Raw genomic sequence first — 16,469 nt, 5'->3', positions numbered from 1 at the left:
TTTATCGCCTCCTGGCCCCATTATAACCGGGCAGCGGTTACATCTCAAATTGTGCAGCATGCTTGTGAAGGAGCTGGTATGAGATTTTTCTCCTAATCACGTGGTTCCAGAATTTTTATAGTATACTCTTAGGTATAACTGTAACCGCAGGCTCCATATGCAGGCCAGCCGGTAAAGAACTCGTAAGGGTTAGGGGGACCTATAGCTGTGAATAAGCATCAAGAATCGGTTATATCGCTCTTGTGCGACAGCGGGGGTCAGATTGTTCGGGTAATACGTGATGATATCGCGATGACGGAAGGCCGCGGCAATCTCTACAATGTTATGGATCTGATGGATGATATGAGCGGACTCAAGTGCAGGGATTTCTTCGGGCAGCTTAAGACTAAGAAGGCGGCTTTTAACTGGGAAGTGTATCTGAATACCGGCGATAAGCCGGCGTTGTTTTATTTAAGCGGAGGAATCATGGAGGAGCATGCTCTCATTGTAGGCTCCAGGTACAATTCGGGTTATACGTATTTTTATGATGAGCTGATGAAGATCAACAACCATCAGATGATGGCGCTGCGGGAGGCGATCAGGGAGCTTTCCCATGAGCTGATGCTCAAGCGGGAGCAGGAGCTTAAGATCTATGATGAGTTCGCAGCCTTGAATAATAAGCTTCTGTCTGTTCAGAGGGAGCTTGCCAAGACCAATATTGAATTGAAGCTGGCCAAGGAAGCGGCCGAGGCAGCGAATAAGACGAAGAGCACCCTTCTGGCCACCATGAGCCACGAGATCAGGACTCCTATGAACGCCATCATTGCGATGGCCGAGCTGCTTGCACGCTCACCTATGACAGATTCGCAGAAGGAGTCTATCTCAATTATTCTGGATTCCGGCAATCTGATGCTTGATATTATTAATGATATCCTTGACCTGTCAAAAATTGAAGCGGGTGAGATGAAGCTGGAGCTTGTTAGATTTCATCTGCGGTCTGTAGTAGATCATGTTGTGCAGATGCTGCAGTCTCATGCAGCTAGCCAGCGCAACCGGGTAACGGTTTATTTTGATCCGCAAATTCATCCGCAGCTCAAAGGTGACCTTAACCGGATTCGCCAGATCTTGCTTAATCTGCTGGGGAACGCGGTCAAATTTACATTCGATGGCGATATTGATGTCCGGGTCTTCATGATCCGGGATGATGAGAGCCGTCAGCGGCTCCGCTTTGAGGTATTGGATACGGGTATTGGCATTGAGGAGGATAACCTTGGGAAGCTGTTTCAGCCCTTCTACCAGGTTGGCAGCACATATACCCAGCAGTTCAGCTCAACCGGTCTTGGTCTGTCCATCAGCAAACGGCTGGTAGAGATGATGGACGGCGAGATCGGTGTGATCAGCAAGATTGGCAGCGGGTCAACGTTCTGGTTTGAGTTGGAGCTTGAGAAGGCGGCCGAGACAGACGGCAGCGTAATACGGCAAGCTATATCATGCCCAGAGGGCAGGCTGAAGTGCGAGCTTGAAGGGAAAGAGCTGTCTTCTGCTATCCTGCTGGTAGAAGACAATGCGGTTAACCAGCGTATCACAACCCTGCAGCTAAAGAAGCTTGGGGTAGAGAAGATTATTGTGGCCTCTCATGGCGATGAGGCGGTACAGCTGTGGAAGACTGTAAAGCCGGCACTAATTCTGATGGATAATCAGATGCCGGTTATGGACGGATTTGAAGCTGCGCGTCAAATCCGCAGGCTTGAAGAACAGATAGAAGCCGCTGGACGAACGCCGATAGTATCGATTACGGCGAATGCCATGCAGGGTGATATGGAGCGCTGCCTGGAAGCCGGAATGGATGACTATATTGTGAAGCCCGTTCAGCTGGAGAAGCTCCGGGAGGTTATTATCCGCTGGCTGCCGGATCGCCCGCAGACCATACAGCCTCCCATGGAGGAAGTGCAGTATTCGGAGTATCTGGATTTGGGGACGATAGAGGATATTGTAGCCCCTCCTTGGGATGAGGTTGATCTGGATATTCTTGCCCAGCTGTTCGAGATGTACCGTCAGGATACGCCGGCTAAGCTGGAGCTTCTTCGTCAGGAGCTGAAGCGGGGACTGCTCGATAATGCGGAGCAAACCGCGCATAATATCAAATCAGCGAGCTTAAGCGTTGGTATGGCGCCGCTCGCAGGCACGATAACAGCGATTGAGGCGCGTATTAAAGAGGGTGCTGTTGATGGCTACGATTTGCTCCTAACGCAGATGAGCCAGCTGTATGATCTATCCTGCTCGGCCTTCGCCAAGCTGCTGAATTCATCCAGCTGCGCTTAATGTTCGTTCAGTTAGACAAGGCATGGCGGCTTCGGGTTTAACATGACCGGGAGCCGTCTTTTTGTTTCGTATAGAGAGGGGAGGGTAATTAATAACTGCAGTGGTACATGCCTAGACCTGTATCTTAACCATTTTGCACTATGCGAGGTCTTAACTGCAAATCAGGATTACGGGAGGTAAGGACAATGGCCAAAGAACGGAAAATCGTTGGGGTTTTTGACAAAGAAGATGAGGCGGTAAAAGCGATAGAAGGGCTGAAGGAGCAGGGTTACCGCGCAGAGGAAATTTCTGTCATCGCCAAAGACCGGGACGAGCTGTCCTACGTTGCGGATGAGACGGGAACGAAGGCGCCGGAGGGCTTGGCAGCAGGAGCAACGGCTGGCGGTGTGCTGGGCGGTGTCACCGGCCTTCTCGCAGGCGTGGGCGCACTGGCTATTCCTGGGGTTGGTCCTATCATAGCAGCCGGTCCGATTGCGGCTACCTTAACAGGGGCAGCGGTCGGTGCGGGTGCTGGTGGCCTGGTAGGCGGTCTGATCGGTATGGGTATTCCGGAAGAGGATGCAGAACGGTACCAGAATTTCGTGGAAGAGGGCCGTATTCTTGTCTTGGTTGACGCGGATAGCGAGCGCGACGAATATGCGTACGAGACGTTCCGGTTGAACCGCTCACTCAACCAAGATACGTATGATCGTTCCACACGAGGTTCTGCCGACATGGGTGCTAACGGAACGGGGCTTGGAACGGGCCTGAGCACGGGAGCAGACAATGGCGTAAATACAAGGGCGGAAGAGCCGTTTACCGATAACCGCCGCAATTATTAGCAGGCAGCTGCAAGCTTATCCTGAACATGGCTTGGTGCTGATGAAGGAGGGATTGCGATGCCTTGGCGAAACGGGGATTACCCGGAATCATTGAAGAATTTTGATCCTGCTATCCGGGACAAGGCCGTGGAAATTGCCAATGCCCTGCTGCGTGAAGGGTACGATGAAGGCAGGGCGATTCCGATCGCAACGGCCCAGGCTAAGGAGTGGGCCTCCAATCATCCGGAAGAAGTGGATGAACGCAATTCGGATGGCGGCTGAAGCCCGAGTATTAGACATGACCTGCTTAGCCGAAATATTAAAGATCAAAACAGAACAGCGGTAGCCTTGGACTGGAAGTGCAGTCCTGGACTACCGCTGTTTATTGTAGTCCCGTCTTTCTTTTACTCACGGCGATCCCGGATTAATAATTCAGCGGAGACTTCGTTCTAGCATGCCGTAAATGTGGACAAGGGAAGCAGCCGAATATGCAATTTAACCGATATTGATAAGATCATAGTTGGCTGTTGCAAAGTGAACCATCCGCTCGTCACATTAATAGGATATGTAAGACTGTCAATACGCAAATAGGGATTCCGCTTATTGATAAATAACCGGAATCCCTATGTTTCGTATACAGAGCTATTCAATTTTACCCTAGCACTCCATTTCACACACAGCTTGCCTGAATCAACATTCTTGCCAACCATGCTTTTCAGATTTTGTGAAACATTAATCGTCCTATACTGCCGGATCAGGAGCAGATTCTGACCGGCTGTTATTAAGCTTAACCTGACATGGTGATTTCCAGCATATCCCGCTGCGGCCTTAGAGCGAGCGCCTTACGCATATGTCATCCATACGAAAGGTAATGGATATGCTTCGCTAACACGCTTCAATGGACTATCCCCTCTCCAGCTCAGACGTTGTTATATATCAACATGAATGCTGGACTTAAGGAATCATAAGTGATTCGCGCCTTCCATGCTTGGCTTGAGGTCCGGCATTCAAGGATATAACACGGCAATTACGGTAGATGATGCGTTGCTTTCCCTTTGTTTATGTGGTTGTGTCTTTACTTTATATTAATATTTAAAGATTGTAAATATTCAGATTATTTAAAATATCTTGATGATAGGCTGTTTCCCCAGCAATTCCTGGCGAAATCTCCCGATATCGAAGAATTCGGCTTTATTTTGACGAATTATGGAGCAGCCGATAGAAAAACCGCCTCTTCCGGAAGGCCTGCCTAGCGGGAGGGCGGTTCTATAAAAGGTATGCTTATTCTTCCTCTCTCCGTATGTTCAAGTAAGCAAGGAGGTCGGGCCAGGAGAGCGGCTTGCTGAAGTAATAGCCCTGCAGCTCATCGCATCCAAGCCTGCGAAGGATAGCAACCTGTTCGATATTCTCAACGCCTTCAGCTACAACCCGGAGGCCTAGATGATGGCCAAGCTGCGTAATTGCCGCACATATTGTCTTGTCTGATGTGCTCTCAGTCAGCTCGGTTACAAAAGCCTTGTCGATCTTTATTGACTGGATCGGAAGCTTCCGCAGGTAGCTCAGTGAGGAATAGCCGGTTCCAAAGTCATCCAGCGCAATGGCAACGCCATACTCAGTCAGCTTCTGAACCGCGTCAGGCGCCCGTCCAAACGACATTACAGCCGACTCGGTCATCTCAAGCTCCAGCTGTTCCGGAGGAAGTCCAGTCTTGTGAAGAATCTGTATGACATCCTCCGCGAATTGATCCTGCTCCAGCTGAATTACGGAAACATTAACAGCCACTTGGACCGTGAAGCCTTGATTATGCAGATCCTTGGCCGCCTTACAGGCCTGGAAGAGTACCCAGTAGCCAATCTCTACAATGGCCTGCGAGGATTCCGCTAACGGAATGAATTCCGCAGGAGGTATGCTGCCCAGTACAGGATGCTTCCAGCGCAGAAGCGATTCGAGACGGATAACCTTAAGGGAGCCAGCGGCAAGAATCGGCTGGAAGTGCAGCTCAAACTGCATGTTGGCGATGCCTGTGTGCAGATCCTTCTCCAGCAGCAGCTGGCGATCAATGCGTGCTTTTCTGTCTTCTGAGAAGGTCATCGCCTGCTGCTTGTCCGTATGCTTGGCCTGATGCATCGCCATGTCGGCATATTGGACCAGTGCCTCAGGTGAGGTTCCGTCTTCCGGGAACAGACTGACACCGATGCTTGCTGTGATATGCAGCTGGAGACCGCGGAAATGATAATCCGATGCGAGTGCATCGTGGATGACCTTAGCTTTCTGGTAGGCGGACTCTCTGGAACCAAGTCCGGTTAGCAGCACGGTGAATTCATCACCGCCAAGCCGTGATACAACATCGCCGGGAGCGAGCTGTTTGATGATCCGGCTGCCGACTTCCATAAGCAGGGTATCCCCGGTCTCATGGCCCCAAGTGTCATTAACCCACTTGAAGTTATCCAGGTCAATGAAGAGGACAGCCAGTGGAGTGCCGGCGGTCCGCGCATCCTTGAGCAAGGACTCCATCCGCTCAAAGAAGCTGGCCCGGTTGGGCAGACGGGTCAGTGTATCATGACGGACCTGCTCCTGAAGCTCATGGTAAGCCTCTTCGAGAGAGAACAGCATATCATTAAAGGCCAGCTCAAGCTTGCTGAATTCATCGTGGCCGGAAGACTGAACACGAAGGGAGAAGTCCTGCCTGCTGGAGATGCTGTCGATATCCGTGGCCAGACGCTGAATCCGCCGGTGAATGAAGCGGTCATTAAACATCAACAGCCCGGCGAACAGCAGGGCAATGATAACGAAGATGGCGACGGATATCTGGATGATTGTATTCATTCCGCGGGTGAGGATATCGCGCTGCACATGAATGGTTACGAGATAAGACGGATGGCCGTACATATCCGGGTAGACGGACTGTACAAGCGCAAGCTGGCTGTCCTGTTTGTCTACCCATACCGGGTAGTGGTGCAGATCATCCCGGGTTTGCTGGGCTACAGTCATATCGCTTTCAGGAATCTGGAAATTCTCATCCAGCTTGCTGATCCGGACAGTAAGCCTTGCCCGCTTCGACAGCTGCTCTTCCATCTCGGGCGTTATAATACTTCCGGCAATAAGTGTCCCGTGCATTGGACCGCTTACCTCACTGTTGACAATGGGAAGCGATACGGTCATGAGTGGCCCTTCGGGAGATTGGGTAATGCCCTTGTAGCTGTCCTCAGGACCGCTGAAATGCAGTAGCTGATTGTGATGGCTCAGCCACTCGTCAATAATAATTTGCTCAAGATCCAGCTGCGAGTCCGATGCGGGATGGTAAGAGCGGCCGTACAGGACGGTGCCTTCCCGGTCAAGCAAGGCAATGGCAGAGAGCATGTTTTCTGAGAAGGTTGCATTAGGATAATTACTTACAATATAGGGATCCTCATGGATATTGGCGGCAGATGGTGCGCGCTGGATGAAGGCGATGGTGTCATCCCAGGCGGAATAGTTCAGCATTAATTTCTCAATACGCTCCATCTCATCATCGAGAAGGAAGAAGACATGCTCCATCTTGGCCTGCATTTCCTGGCTCTCCAGCTCACTGAAGCGGCTGTAAAGGATAGCGTACAACAGGACATAGCAGACAAGCATACTGGCAGCTGTTATAAGACCAATGAATAGGATTGATTTTTTACGAAGTGTCATGTATGTAAGCTCCTATTAATGGGGTGGTAGGACAATTGAAGCAGCATAGTCCTATTCTACCATAAGAGAGGCTTTTAGAAGATGTTTTATTTGGAACATGGAAAAACGGGTAAAGAAGTGGTAAGAACCTATACAACACTACTGTCAGGTATGAACATATGATGAGGAGGAGATTCCGATGATTGAACCTACAATTATTGAACTGGGGGAAATGAAGATTGGGGGTCTCCACGTCCGTGCGATGGAGACGGAGCGGGGAAAGGACAGCGCTGTCGAGCGGCTGTGGGAGCAGTTCCGCAGCAGCGACCGCTGTATTGCCAAGGAGGCTGAGGCTCGTAACCCCTCGGTAACCTATGCGTTGTATGCCGAGTATAACCGTAGTGACAATGGCGCGTGCACGATTGTGATCGGCCAGGAGGTTTCCGGCGATGATGCATTCGAGGAGGGTGCGGATTGCAAGATTGTCACGCTTCCTGCATCGCGCTATGCCGTATTTACCACGCGGCCCGGCCCGGCGCTGGAAGTGACAGCTGAAACCTGGTCAGCCATCGACCGTTATTTCGAATCATCTGCCTATAGACGCAGATATTCGGGCGATTTCGAATTGTATGATGCGAAGTCGTCCAATCCGGGAGAGACTATCGTTGATATCTATATTTCGGTAACGGATGAGCCGTAAAGGCCAGTAAGGGGCCGGGCTCCTGTGTCAGGAGCCCCATTCCAGCATGAATTTCTGACGAACGGCTTCACGGGCCCGGAATAAGCGTGTCTTCACATTCTGCTCCGTCATATTGAGCCGGGTGGCAATTTCCTTGTAGGATAAGCCATAACGCCAGCGGAGCAGGACGATGGATTTGTATTCCGGCTTCAGGGAATGGACGCAGCGTGCTACCGTCTCGGTCATGAGGCGGCACTCCACCTCCTTCTCCGGAGATGGCGACTGCATCGGAAGGGGGACATGTGCACCCGCGGCAGAGCTGCAGGTGTCATAAGCGCCGGAGATATCCGGGTGTTTGCGCAGGTATGTAATGGCCTGATTCTTGGCAACGGTTCGAATCCAGGCCTGTACCTGCAGCATGTTTCTAAGGTGCGGAGGCATTTTACGGACGGATTTAAGGAAGGCTTCCTGAACAATATCCTCTGCAGCCGCATAGTCACGTACAATCCGGCGGGCTTGGGGAAAGACGAAGCGGTAAAACTCCTGGAATATGGCAAGCTGCTGGGCGCGGCTGAGCGTGTCGTAGTTACCTTTAGCTAGTAAGTGAAGAGAGTCCATTGCAAGGTTAACCCCTTTTTTTGAGCATTCTTCTGATTATTCTATTATACCTGACTTTATATAAAATTCTATAGATTGGAATAAATAGAAAATTAGAGTTTACTGTCGGGTTGTGTCATGCCTTGCCAGTACGAAGTTAGGGGGAAATGAGGTGGAGGCGATATACAGAAAGGCTGCTGTAATTTACAACGGCCATGCAGGGCAGTCTGCCCTTCAAGAACGGCTGGGTATAACGGCCGGTGTCCTGGGGCCGGGCGTTGGGGAGCTGGCCCTATTGCAAACTGAATGTCCGGGGGATGCAGAGCGCCTTTGCCGGGAGAGGGCGATGGAATTCGACTTACTGTTATCTCTTGGCGGGGACGGTACGGTACACGAATGTATAAATGGGCTTGCTGCGCTGCAGTCACCGCCGCCGTTTGGAATTTTGCCTGGAGGCACGTGCAATGATTTCGCGAGAAGCTTGGGTATTCCACTCGATCTGGAGGAAGCAGCAAGGCTTGTACTGGATACGGAACCTGTTCCCATCGATATAGGGGAGGCCAACGGCCGGTATTTCAGTAATTTCTTCGGTGTGGGACTTATTACGGCGGCCTCGGAAAACATTGATGAGGGCTTAAAGAGCCACTTTGGCAAGCTGAGTTATTTTTTGAGTTCTTTGCAGGTTCTGAATTCAGCGGAATCCTTTGCCTACCGGCTGGTGATGGACGAGGAGGAGCGAACAGGCGAAGCGGTTATGATCCTTGCGTTTAACGGCCGCTCTATTGGAACGAATACGCTGCCGCTTGAGGTAGCGGGGCTTCAGGACGGGCTGCTGGATATATTTGTTGTAAGGGAAGCCGGACTTTCTCTGCTTTTTGAGGTGCTAAGCCGCAGGGATCCTTCAGCCTGGAAGCCGGAGGGCGGAAATGTTGATTACTTCCAGTGCGCCAAGGTAACCCTGGCGACCCAGCAGCCGATGAAGGCTGATATGGACGGGGAGATCTATATGAATACCCCCGCTGTGCTGCGAACACATTGCCGCAGGCTGCGTGTATTCAAGCCGGCTGTTACTACCCCATAAATTGCGGGCCGCGGAACCAGACAGGTTCCGCGGCCCTTTTATGCATAGACAGTCATATTAGCCGTTCATTTCGCCCTGAAACCGCAGCAGCCTGCCAAACGTTCCGCTCTCGCCGGACAACTGCTGGAAGCCTCCCTGCTGAATAATACGACCTTCCTCAAGGACAATAACCTGATCGGCGTTCCGGATCGTAGAGAGCCGGTGGGCGATTACAATGATGGTAAGCGATCCTTTCAAGCGGTCGAGCGATTCTTTAATCTTCGCTTCATTCTCGGTGTCCAGCGCGCTGGTCGCTTCATCCAGCACCAGGATGGACGGCTTGCGCAGAATGGCGCGTGCAAGTACAATCCGCTGGCGCTCCCCGCCAGACAAGCGCACGCCGCGATCCCCGATAACGGTATCAAGGCCTTGAGGCAGGTCCCTGACAAAAGCCGCCGCCGAAGCGAATTCAAGCGCCTCCCATATTTTGGAGTCACTGGCATCTGGATCGACAAGGTGAAGGTTGTCACGGATGCTGCTGTTGAACAAGAAGGGCTCCTGGGAGACATAGCTGACTGAGGCACGCAGTGCGAAGATCCGGTCACCGGTTAATGGTACTCCATCAACCGTGATTCGGCCCTGTTCGGGTTCAATCAGCCCGATGAGCAGGTCAATCAGCGTGCTCTTACCCGCTCCAGACTTGCCGACTACAGCCGTCATGCTGTTGGCAGGGATACGCAGGTTAATATCCTTTAAGGCATAGGTGTCATATGCATCATTATAACGGTAGTGAACCTGATGGCATTCCATGCTGTGTTTAATGCGCAGCGGCTCTTGCTGGGGCTGGCCCTCACGAATTTCCTGTTCTCTGGCTGCCGCGCACTCGGCTTCCAGCGCTATTAGACTGTCAAAGCCGGGGGTCGATTGCACAATCTGCTCCCAGCTGGATTGAATGGAGGAGAACCTCGGCCACAGACGGGAGAAGATTACAATGATCAAGAGCAGTTGTTCGACCGGCACCTGCAGAACCTCGAAGGAGAAGTAGATAAACAGGGCGATCAGCACCGCAGATGCGGATTTGTAGAAGAACTGGCTTGAAGTCTGGAGCTTGGCGAACTGGACCATATTTTGCTCCATCCGGTCGCAAAGCGCGCGGAACCAGCCCATATGCTGCCGCTCCAGCAGGTTGCTCTTAATGTCCTTAATGCCGTTGAAATGATCGTTCAGGGCCGACATATAGCTCTGGGATAGCTCGGTTGTCCGGGTGCCAAGCGATTTGGCATGACGGATAAACCGTCTGGCGTACAGGGCGAGGAGCAGACCGCTGATGAGGACGAACAGGGTCAGCTGGAAGGACAGCCAGAACGCCAGGCCAATCTGAATGACGGTGAATATAAGGGACGTTACCAGTCTCAAGAAAAGGTGGGTGCCTTGACTCGCCCGGGTCAGCTCCGAAGTAAAGATGTGATTAAAGTCGGACTTGCGCTTGCGCAAAAAAAATGACCAGTTAGACTGGAGCAGATCACGGTATACCTGCAGACGCAGATGACGGGCGAAGCTTTGTTGAATTTCTATATTCAGTACGGTCTGCTGCTTCTGAAGGTAGCTCTGCACAATAATGAGCAGCATGTAAAGGCCCAGTATGACAGGCAGAATAAGATGTTCCGGCAGGCTGCGAAGCGGGGCAGTAGCCTGATCCAGCAGGGGGAAATTAGCCGAGCCGACAGCAAACAGCCCGGATACGCTAAGCAGTGGAACTAGCAGCAGAATACCGATGCCCTCAAAGAGACTGATCAGTGTCATGCTGATCATATTCAAGTACAGCTTGGCTCCTGCAAAGTGATGCAGACGCTTCACATAGATCCAGATAGATTTCATAATCAAGTCCTCCTTATCCCCTTGTCAGGGGTTGCCGCCTGAAATGTCGCCACAGCCACAACAGCGGCCGCAGTGGGAAGTATAAAAAATGCAGCGGTCTAGGCATCGGCAGCTGAACGGCATCACGTGAGCTGGGGAAGAGAGGCTTGGTATAGTAATCCAGACGCTGTCGGACCGACATTTGAGCCAAGAGGTAGTGTCTGAATTCACGTACGGCCTGTTTGTTACTCTCGTCAGGACAACGTTTCCCGCTGAGAATGAAAGGCAGTGCTGTCCGAGCCAGCCGGTGTGCCCTGTCATTAGCGTACAAGTCTTCATCATCCTTAGACAGCGGTGTGCCAAATAGACCTGCAGACAGCAGCATCGCCTGCCCGACTATAGCCTGGTAGGCATAGTCGCAGCCGGCTGGCAGCCGCTCGTGAAGCACAAGGCTGCTTCGCAGCAATCTGTCGACATCTGCAAGCCAGCGAAGGCGGAACCACCCATGCCGAGCGCCATGGATGGCCAGATACAGCAGCAGTTCCTGATCCCCCGGTGTATGAACAGGAGTACCGGAGAAGAGCATCGTCCGCCTCCGGTCCCAGATGGATTCAAAGGAAGGCTCGCTGCCCTTGTGAGGGTCCAACTGCCAGTGGACCTCTACCATGGTGCGATGCACAGGGTGATAGTAAGAGATATGATGCGTTTTGCGCTTCCACAGATGGAACAGTTCGTGGCACGCGTAATCTGTTGTATAGCCCATCTGTACAAGCTGCTGGGCAGCGGCTGTAACATCCGCTGGTGCAACAAGGACATCCAGATCCTTCGAGGTGCGAAGAGAGATATCACCATATAGGTGTTTGGCAAGCGCGGGGCCCTTCAAGACCAGCATACGTATGCCTTGACTGCTCATCCTGCCGCAAACCTTGGTCATTTCAGCACTCAGATGCAGCATCTGAAAGGTATTGCGGGTATACAGGGCATGAAGTGCTTGCATGAGCTCCTGCGGGATAGCCGGGTTGTTGTGAGCAGCAGCCCGTTTCAGCTGCAGGTAGACGGATGGATAAGTCCGATGATGCTCTGCAAGCCGGAGGAATAGTCTCCAGTCCATATGCCTATTCTCTGAAGCTGCTGCTATGGCAGCGGCCGAATCCTCGTGATCCTCCGCGGCTGATAGCAAGAGAAGCAGAGACAGCTCCGGGGAGAGCGAGCTTCGGTTAAGCACAGGGTCAGTGTTCATTTCCAAGGCTCCTTTGGCTCTTCTTGTAGCCGGCTGCGGAGCGGCCCGGGTAACAGGCGAAGGTGCCGACTATGGTGAATCTGGACATGGTTTCGTATCCGGTAATATAATAAGGGCCGCTTCTTAGCCAAGCGTGGGCAATCATGCTTCCGTTACGATCTCTGCCCGTACCCAGATACAGCGTGCTTTCAATTCTGCGCCGCCGCATCATCTTCATGGCGGCAATAGCCATGACTAGGCATTGGCACTCCCACCAGGTATAACGGCTGACAAGGCGGACAACATAGGAAATTTGGCTCTGCAAGTCCTGTACGGCGGGGTCCGACTCCCAGGGCGTTTCCTCCATCTGTATGCCCAGCGACGGAGCGATCCTCGCAAACGGGACAGCCTTCAAGATCCGGGCCCATGCCAGGTAGAAGAACGCTTCGATCATTAAGAGCTTTATGGCAAAGGGGACGGCGGCCAATTTACGTACTCTGCGCCACATGGCAAAGCCTCCTCGTTATTCCTACTTCCTACAGGCTGTCTGCGGGAGTGATTTGAATAAGCCCTTCCCGGCGCAGCTGCTCTAGGAATGCGGCTACCTCTGTACGGCAGGCAGCAGGATCGACTTCGTATTCTTCAAGAAGTGTGGAGATAATGTCTTCCATGCTGACCGGCGTGGCAGCAAGCTCCCAAATCCGGCTTCCGACTTCACCCAGGCTGTAATACTTTCCATTGGCAATACTCATCATAACCTTCTCGCCGTCCATATCGGTAACCAGCCCGCCGTGCGCCTGCATAATTTTGTCTAAAGCTGTTATTGCCGTATTAGCTGCCATACTGTAGTTCTCCTTCCTTAATAAAAGAACGTAGGGTATCGGTTATTTGCACCGCGCTGAAGCCCGCAACAGGCCGGAATAGCCGATAGACTGGCGTATTGGAAGCAAGCCGGGCTGCAGTCTCAAAATGCCACTGCTTGAGGCCAAGATGAGGGACGAGAAAATTCCGGAAGGTATGGTAGCGAAGCAGAGGCAGCCTATGGAGACCGCGCAGCTGCTCGATCCGGATTCTTGAAGCCTCGCTGTCGGGGCGAAGCTCGATGATCCCGCCCAGCGGTACGGGCCGTTCGGCAAAGCTCGCTTGAACCGGTACCGCGAACTTTTTTAATTCGCTGGACAGATGGCGATAAGAGCTGCTTTCCATGCCGAGATTGGTGAGGCTCTCATCCCACAGCTTCTGCTGGGGATAAGCCGGAGCTGTCACGGGGACATCATCCTCTCCAAGCTGCACGGCGATGACATCATCGGTAATAATTGGGCAGCCTTGACTTACGAAAGCGGCGGCCAAGGTTGATTTTCCGGCTCCTGAATCCCCAACAAAGGCGTATGCCTTCCCCTCAATAACCACCGAGCTGCCGTGAAGTGGCAGAATCCTTCTCTGCAGCAGCAGGGCTCCAATGCCTGTTCCAAGCAGATAGACTCTGATCTGATCCCAGTCTGCCCCTTGCATAGGCGAGATCTGAATTTCGCAACCGTCTGTTACGCTAATGATTGCAGTGCCTGGAATATGAAAAAGAAACCGGCAAGGGCGGGGGAAGCCGTAGTACTCGAATACCGGTGTCAGGCTGTGCCACTCGTCAGCCAGTTCCGCAATTGTTAGAGTGACATCCGGCAGCTTAGCAAGCCCGCCAAACGGAGTGAGCTCTGGCAGGGGGACGTCACTTGCGATCGTCAGGCCAAAAGCCTTATAGGTGAACCCTTGAGATAGCGCCATCTTATGCCCCACCTTATTCCTGTATATATTGACCGGGCGACAGTCCGCTGTCAGGCTGCGGCAGTGTTCGTTCCGGGACGTTATCAACGGGATGTAAAAAAGGTGCCCTTATACACCTGGTAGCTGTATAAGGGCGGCAGTTCATAACTAAGTAAGCAAAAGTTCAAACTACGATACTGGCAGACCAGGGATTTGCGGTACCGGGATACCGCTGGAAGGATCGTCCGTAACGTCGAGGTCAAGCTGGCCGCCTACATAAGTCCAGTCAATATACTGTGAACCTACACCAGCCATTGTTGCACTAACGTCCAGACTTTCAAGTGTTGGTTGATTCCAAGTTTTCTTAGTCATTCTCTCTCACCTCCTTTCAAGCGATATTAAGCTGTAAACTGCTTCAGAAACCGGTAAGCGATCAGACACTTCATTAAATAGCGGTACTCATCCCGGAACGCACTCTCTACCTTGCCGGGCTCATTAGCTTGCGAAAGATAGATCTTGATCTGCTCAGTATTCATCAGGCTAGATGCGGCAGAGTCCTGGCATAATTGCTCCAGTTCGCTTCGCACCCGGTCCCAAGAGCTGGCTACCCGGTGCAGCCAGTCAGCCCCTTGCACGCCGCGGACGCGCTGGTTCAGCCTCACTTGGTCGGGAAGATATCCCTTCGTGATCCTGCGTACCAAAGCGCGATCCATGCCGTTCTGTACATACTGGTCAAGCGGAATGCTCATACAGAAACGTATGACTCTGACATCCGCGGTCGGGTCCCGCTCAGCGATGCCATACCGCATGAGCAGCTTGGCACTGGAGGTTGCCTGCATGTTGAGCAGGGCGGGACTGCGGAAGTAATATCGCCGTTCCTCGAATCCGTCCCGGCGTGAGGCGGTTAGTCCGACATCCTTCTCCCGCAGCTTCTCGATCACATTCGTCTGCTCTGCAAAATCCGGATGGATGAGAAGGGGGAAGTCATTGTGCTTGCTGGCATAGGGCGTGGAGATGGCATTACGGCTTATAATAGAAAGAATTTTTTTCCTGCCGACGCCCATCACCCTGCTATAGCTTCTTAGTTCTCTGTAAAACGTAAGCAATCGCGCTCTGCGGACCAGCAGTATGTAGTAATCAAGGGCCGAGCCGCAAGAAATCGTATTGTTTCCTCTTGCGCCTGTTAACAGGATCCCAGTATCATGCCGGGCGGCTTCCTCGTAGATACCCTTAATCCAGAATGAATTCTCAAAAAATTTATAGGGTGACTCCAAGATGGAGAGCCATTCGTCGAGCTCACTGTATGAGCTCATTGCATCAAAGGCATGGTAGCCCGGTTCAATGTTGCCGACATGTTGGACTGTAGCACGGATATAGGGCGACTCGTCAGCGAGCCGGGAGCGTGATTTCCACTGTGTAAAGTCGGTTGCGGGCACATAACTATAGGTGTACAGCTTCTTACCGGCTGCCCTGAGCGGATTTGCGGCAAATCCGACTACGGCACCGGAGTCGAGCCCGCCGCTAAGTGTAGCTGCAACCCGGCGGTGAGTGCGTAAGCGGGTTTTAACAGCATCATCAAATACATGGCGGAATGCTTCCTCGTAATCCGCATTTGACTTATAGAGTATCGGTTCATGAGGAATCAGGTTGCTGTCATAAGCGTGTGTAATTAGCTTGCTATTCTTTAACACAAGCGTACTGGAAGGGGGGAGCTGCAAGATGCCCTTATAGGCTGTTGAGCCAACTTCTGTGGAATCCAGCATCATGGGTATAGCCAAAAACTCGGCGAACCAGGAGTGATTAAGCTGCTTGGCTCTGCCTGGAAGGGACAGCAGCGGAGCGATTGCCGAGCAGAATGCAAAATCTCCGCTGTCATATGTGTAGTACAGGGTCCGATTGCCAAGCGGGTCACGGGCGGCAAAAAGCTGGTGCTCCGTTTCATCCCAGATGACAAAGGCGTAATCGCCCAGCAGGAACTCAGGTGTGCGTGAGCCCCATTTGTTGTAGGCAAGCAGAATATATTCACTATCCGGCAGATTACCTGCTTCAGCGGTATCCAGCTGCAGCAGGACGGCCAGTTCTTCACGGTTATCAAGAATTGCATCCGAGACAATAGTCAGGCGAAGGCTCGGGTGACGGCGGGGGAGCTGCTCATCTACAGACTCCGGAGTTATACACCGAAGGGCGCTGCCAAGAAACAGGGAACCGGCATGCAGACTATCCAGACGGTCATGCTTGTAAACGGCCAGGGATTCCAATAAGGAACTTCTTTCCTCAGCGGTTACCGGATGGCTGTTCTGCTTAAGAATACCTGCAATGGCGCTCATAGATTCCTCCTGTCCCGGGTAATTGAAGTTGCTTTCTGACTTAGTAGGTTAAGTATTCTGACAATTAACTCTATACTAGAATAGTAATACTAAACGCGCACCTTTTTGCTCATATTATACATAATATTATTCAAAACGCAAACTAAAATGAAAATTATGGGCCCGAGGTCCTTGTTATCTCATGGCAGATAGGCATGGAGAGTTGGTGAGCCGCTAGAGTTAT

General features: G+C 52.1%; 14 protein-coding genes. 5 read left to right on the top strand and 9 right to left on the bottom strand.

The annotated features are described in order from the left end of the window. Positions 1-207: 207 nt before the first annotated feature. From L1N82_RS11600 to L1N82_RS11590, 3 genes are all read left to right on the top strand, one after another. Complete coding sequence (locus tag L1N82_RS11600; RefSeq protein ID WP_235287550.1) at positions 208-2,301, top strand: ATP-binding protein; 2,094 nt, start codon at positions 208-210, stop codon at positions 2,299-2,301. A gap of 185 nt (positions 2,302-2,486) precedes the next feature. After that, complete coding sequence (locus tag L1N82_RS11595) at positions 2,487-3,122, top strand: general stress protein (protein WP_235287549.1); 636 nt, start codon at positions 2,487-2,489, stop codon at positions 3,120-3,122. Positions 3,123-3,179: 57 nt separating this feature from the next. Next, a complete protein-coding gene (locus tag L1N82_RS11590) occupies positions 3,180-3,383 on the top strand; it encodes a DUF2188 domain-containing protein (protein WP_235287548.1) in 204 nt (67 codons plus the stop codon). 999 nt (positions 3,384-4,382) lie between these two features. Here L1N82_RS11590 and L1N82_RS11585 read toward each other — a convergent pair. After that, complete coding sequence (locus L1N82_RS11585; RefSeq protein ID WP_235287547.1) at positions 4,383-6,773, bottom strand: EAL domain-containing protein; 2,391 nt, start codon at positions 6,771-6,773, stop codon at positions 4,383-4,385. Positions 6,774-6,951: 178 nt separating this feature from the next. On the opposite strand from L1N82_RS11585, the gene L1N82_RS11580 reads away from it, so the two are divergent. Further along, complete coding sequence (locus tag L1N82_RS11580) at positions 6,952-7,452, top strand: GyrI-like domain-containing protein (RefSeq protein WP_235287546.1); 501 nt, start codon at positions 6,952-6,954, stop codon at positions 7,450-7,452. Positions 7,453-7,479: 27 nt separating this feature from the next. Here L1N82_RS11580 and L1N82_RS11575 read toward each other — a convergent pair whose 3' ends face one another. Beyond that, the gene (locus L1N82_RS11575) at positions 7,480-8,049 is read right to left on the bottom strand and encodes an RNA polymerase sigma factor (protein ID WP_235287545.1); all 570 of its coding nucleotides are present in this window, start codon (positions 8,047-8,049) and stop codon (positions 7,480-7,482) included. Between the two features lie 151 nt (positions 8,050-8,200). Between L1N82_RS11575 and L1N82_RS11570 the strand changes: the two genes are divergently transcribed. After that, positions 8,201-9,109, top strand: a complete 909-nt coding sequence (locus tag L1N82_RS11570) for a diacylglycerol/lipid kinase family protein (protein WP_328284476.1) — start codon at positions 8,201-8,203, stop codon at positions 9,107-9,109. A gap of 57 nt (positions 9,110-9,166) precedes the next feature. On the opposite strand, the gene L1N82_RS11565 is transcribed toward L1N82_RS11570, so the two are convergent. The 7 genes from L1N82_RS11565 to L1N82_RS11535 all read right to left on the bottom strand — a co-directional run bounded on the left by L1N82_RS11565 (position 9,167) and on the right by L1N82_RS11535 (position 16,246). After that, complete coding sequence (locus tag L1N82_RS11565; protein ID WP_235287544.1) at positions 9,167-10,966, bottom strand: ABC transporter ATP-binding protein; 1,800 nt, start codon at positions 10,964-10,966, stop codon at positions 9,167-9,169. Between the two features lie 13 nt (positions 10,967-10,979). After that, positions 10,980-12,185, bottom strand: a complete 1,206-nt coding sequence (locus L1N82_RS11560; protein ID WP_235287543.1) for a nucleotidyltransferase domain-containing protein — start codon at positions 12,183-12,185, stop codon at positions 10,980-10,982. Then, on the bottom strand, positions 12,175-12,672 hold the full coding sequence (locus tag L1N82_RS11555) for a lasso peptide biosynthesis B2 protein (RefSeq protein WP_235287542.1): 498 nt from the start codon (positions 12,670-12,672) through the stop codon (positions 12,175-12,177). Before L1N82_RS11555 ends, L1N82_RS11560 begins: the two co-directional genes overlap by 11 nt. Positions 12,673-12,700: 28 nt before the next feature. Next, complete coding sequence (locus L1N82_RS11550; RefSeq protein ID WP_235287541.1) at positions 12,701-13,006, bottom strand: lasso peptide biosynthesis PqqD family chaperone; 306 nt, start codon at positions 13,004-13,006, stop codon at positions 12,701-12,703. Next, positions 12,996-13,940, bottom strand: a complete 945-nt coding sequence (locus tag L1N82_RS11545) for an aldolase (protein ID WP_235287540.1) — start codon at positions 13,938-13,940, stop codon at positions 12,996-12,998. The genes L1N82_RS11550 and L1N82_RS11545 overlap by 11 nt, the downstream gene beginning before the upstream one ends. A gap of 168 nt (positions 13,941-14,108) precedes the next feature. Then, positions 14,109-14,291: a paeninodin family lasso peptide gene (locus tag L1N82_RS11540; protein WP_235287539.1), complete on the bottom strand. Its 183-nt coding sequence runs from the start codon at positions 14,289-14,291 to the stop codon at positions 14,109-14,111. 26 nt (positions 14,292-14,317) lie between these two features. Next, positions 14,318-16,246, bottom strand: a complete 1,929-nt coding sequence (locus L1N82_RS11535) for an asparagine synthase-related protein (RefSeq protein ID WP_235287538.1) — start codon at positions 16,244-16,246, stop codon at positions 14,318-14,320. Between the last annotated feature and the right edge of the window lie 223 nt (positions 16,247-16,469).

It is taken from the genome of Paenibacillus tarimensis, assembly GCF_021532315.1.
Lineage (GTDB): Bacteria > Bacillota > Bacilli > Paenibacillales > Paenibacillaceae > Paenibacillus_I > Paenibacillus_I tarimensis.
The sequence above is the reverse complement of the archived record's forward strand: the minus strand, read 5'-3'. Positions and strand labels throughout refer to the sequence as shown.

What these genes read in the sequence shown, in the direction of transcription:
- L1N82_RS11595 (WP_235287549.1), top strand. Translation starts at nt 2,487, where the DNA reads ATGGCCAAAGAACGGAAAATCGTTGGGGTTTTTGACAAAGAAGATGAG.
- L1N82_RS11590 (WP_235287548.1), top strand. Translation starts at nt 3,180, where the DNA reads ATGCCTTGGCGAAACGGGGATTACCCGGAATCATTGAAGAATTTTGAT.
- L1N82_RS11585 (WP_235287547.1), bottom strand. Translation starts at nt 6,773, where the DNA reads ATGACACTTCGTAAAAAATCAATCCTATTCATTGGTCTTATAACAGCT.
- L1N82_RS11580 (WP_235287546.1), top strand. Translation starts at nt 6,952, where the DNA reads ATGATTGAACCTACAATTATTGAACTGGGGGAAATGAAGATTGGGGGT.
- L1N82_RS11575 (WP_235287545.1), bottom strand. Translation starts at nt 8,049, where the DNA reads ATGGACTCTCTTCACTTACTAGCTAAAGGTAACTACGACACGCTCAGC.
- L1N82_RS11565 (WP_235287544.1), bottom strand. Translation starts at nt 10,966, where the DNA reads ATGAAATCTATCTGGATCTATGTGAAGCGTCTGCATCACTTTGCAGGA.
- L1N82_RS11560 (WP_235287543.1), bottom strand. Translation starts at nt 12,185, where the DNA reads ATGAACACTGACCCTGTGCTTAACCGAAGCTCGCTCTCCCCGGAGCTG.
- L1N82_RS11555 (WP_235287542.1), bottom strand. Translation starts at nt 12,672, where the DNA reads ATGTGGCGCAGAGTACGTAAATTGGCCGCCGTCCCCTTTGCCATAAAG.
- L1N82_RS11550 (WP_235287541.1), bottom strand. Translation starts at nt 13,006, where the DNA reads ATGGCAGCTAATACGGCAATAACAGCTTTAGACAAAATTATGCAGGCG.
- L1N82_RS11545 (WP_235287540.1), bottom strand. Translation starts at nt 13,940, where the DNA reads ATGGCGCTATCTCAAGGGTTCACCTATAAGGCTTTTGGCCTGACGATC.
- L1N82_RS11540 (WP_235287539.1), bottom strand. Translation starts at nt 14,291, where the DNA reads ATGACTAAGAAAACTTGGAATCAACCAACACTTGAAAGTCTGGACGTT.
- L1N82_RS11535 (WP_235287538.1), bottom strand. Translation starts at nt 16,246, where the DNA reads ATGAGCGCCATTGCAGGTATTCTTAAGCAGAACAGCCATCCGGTAACC.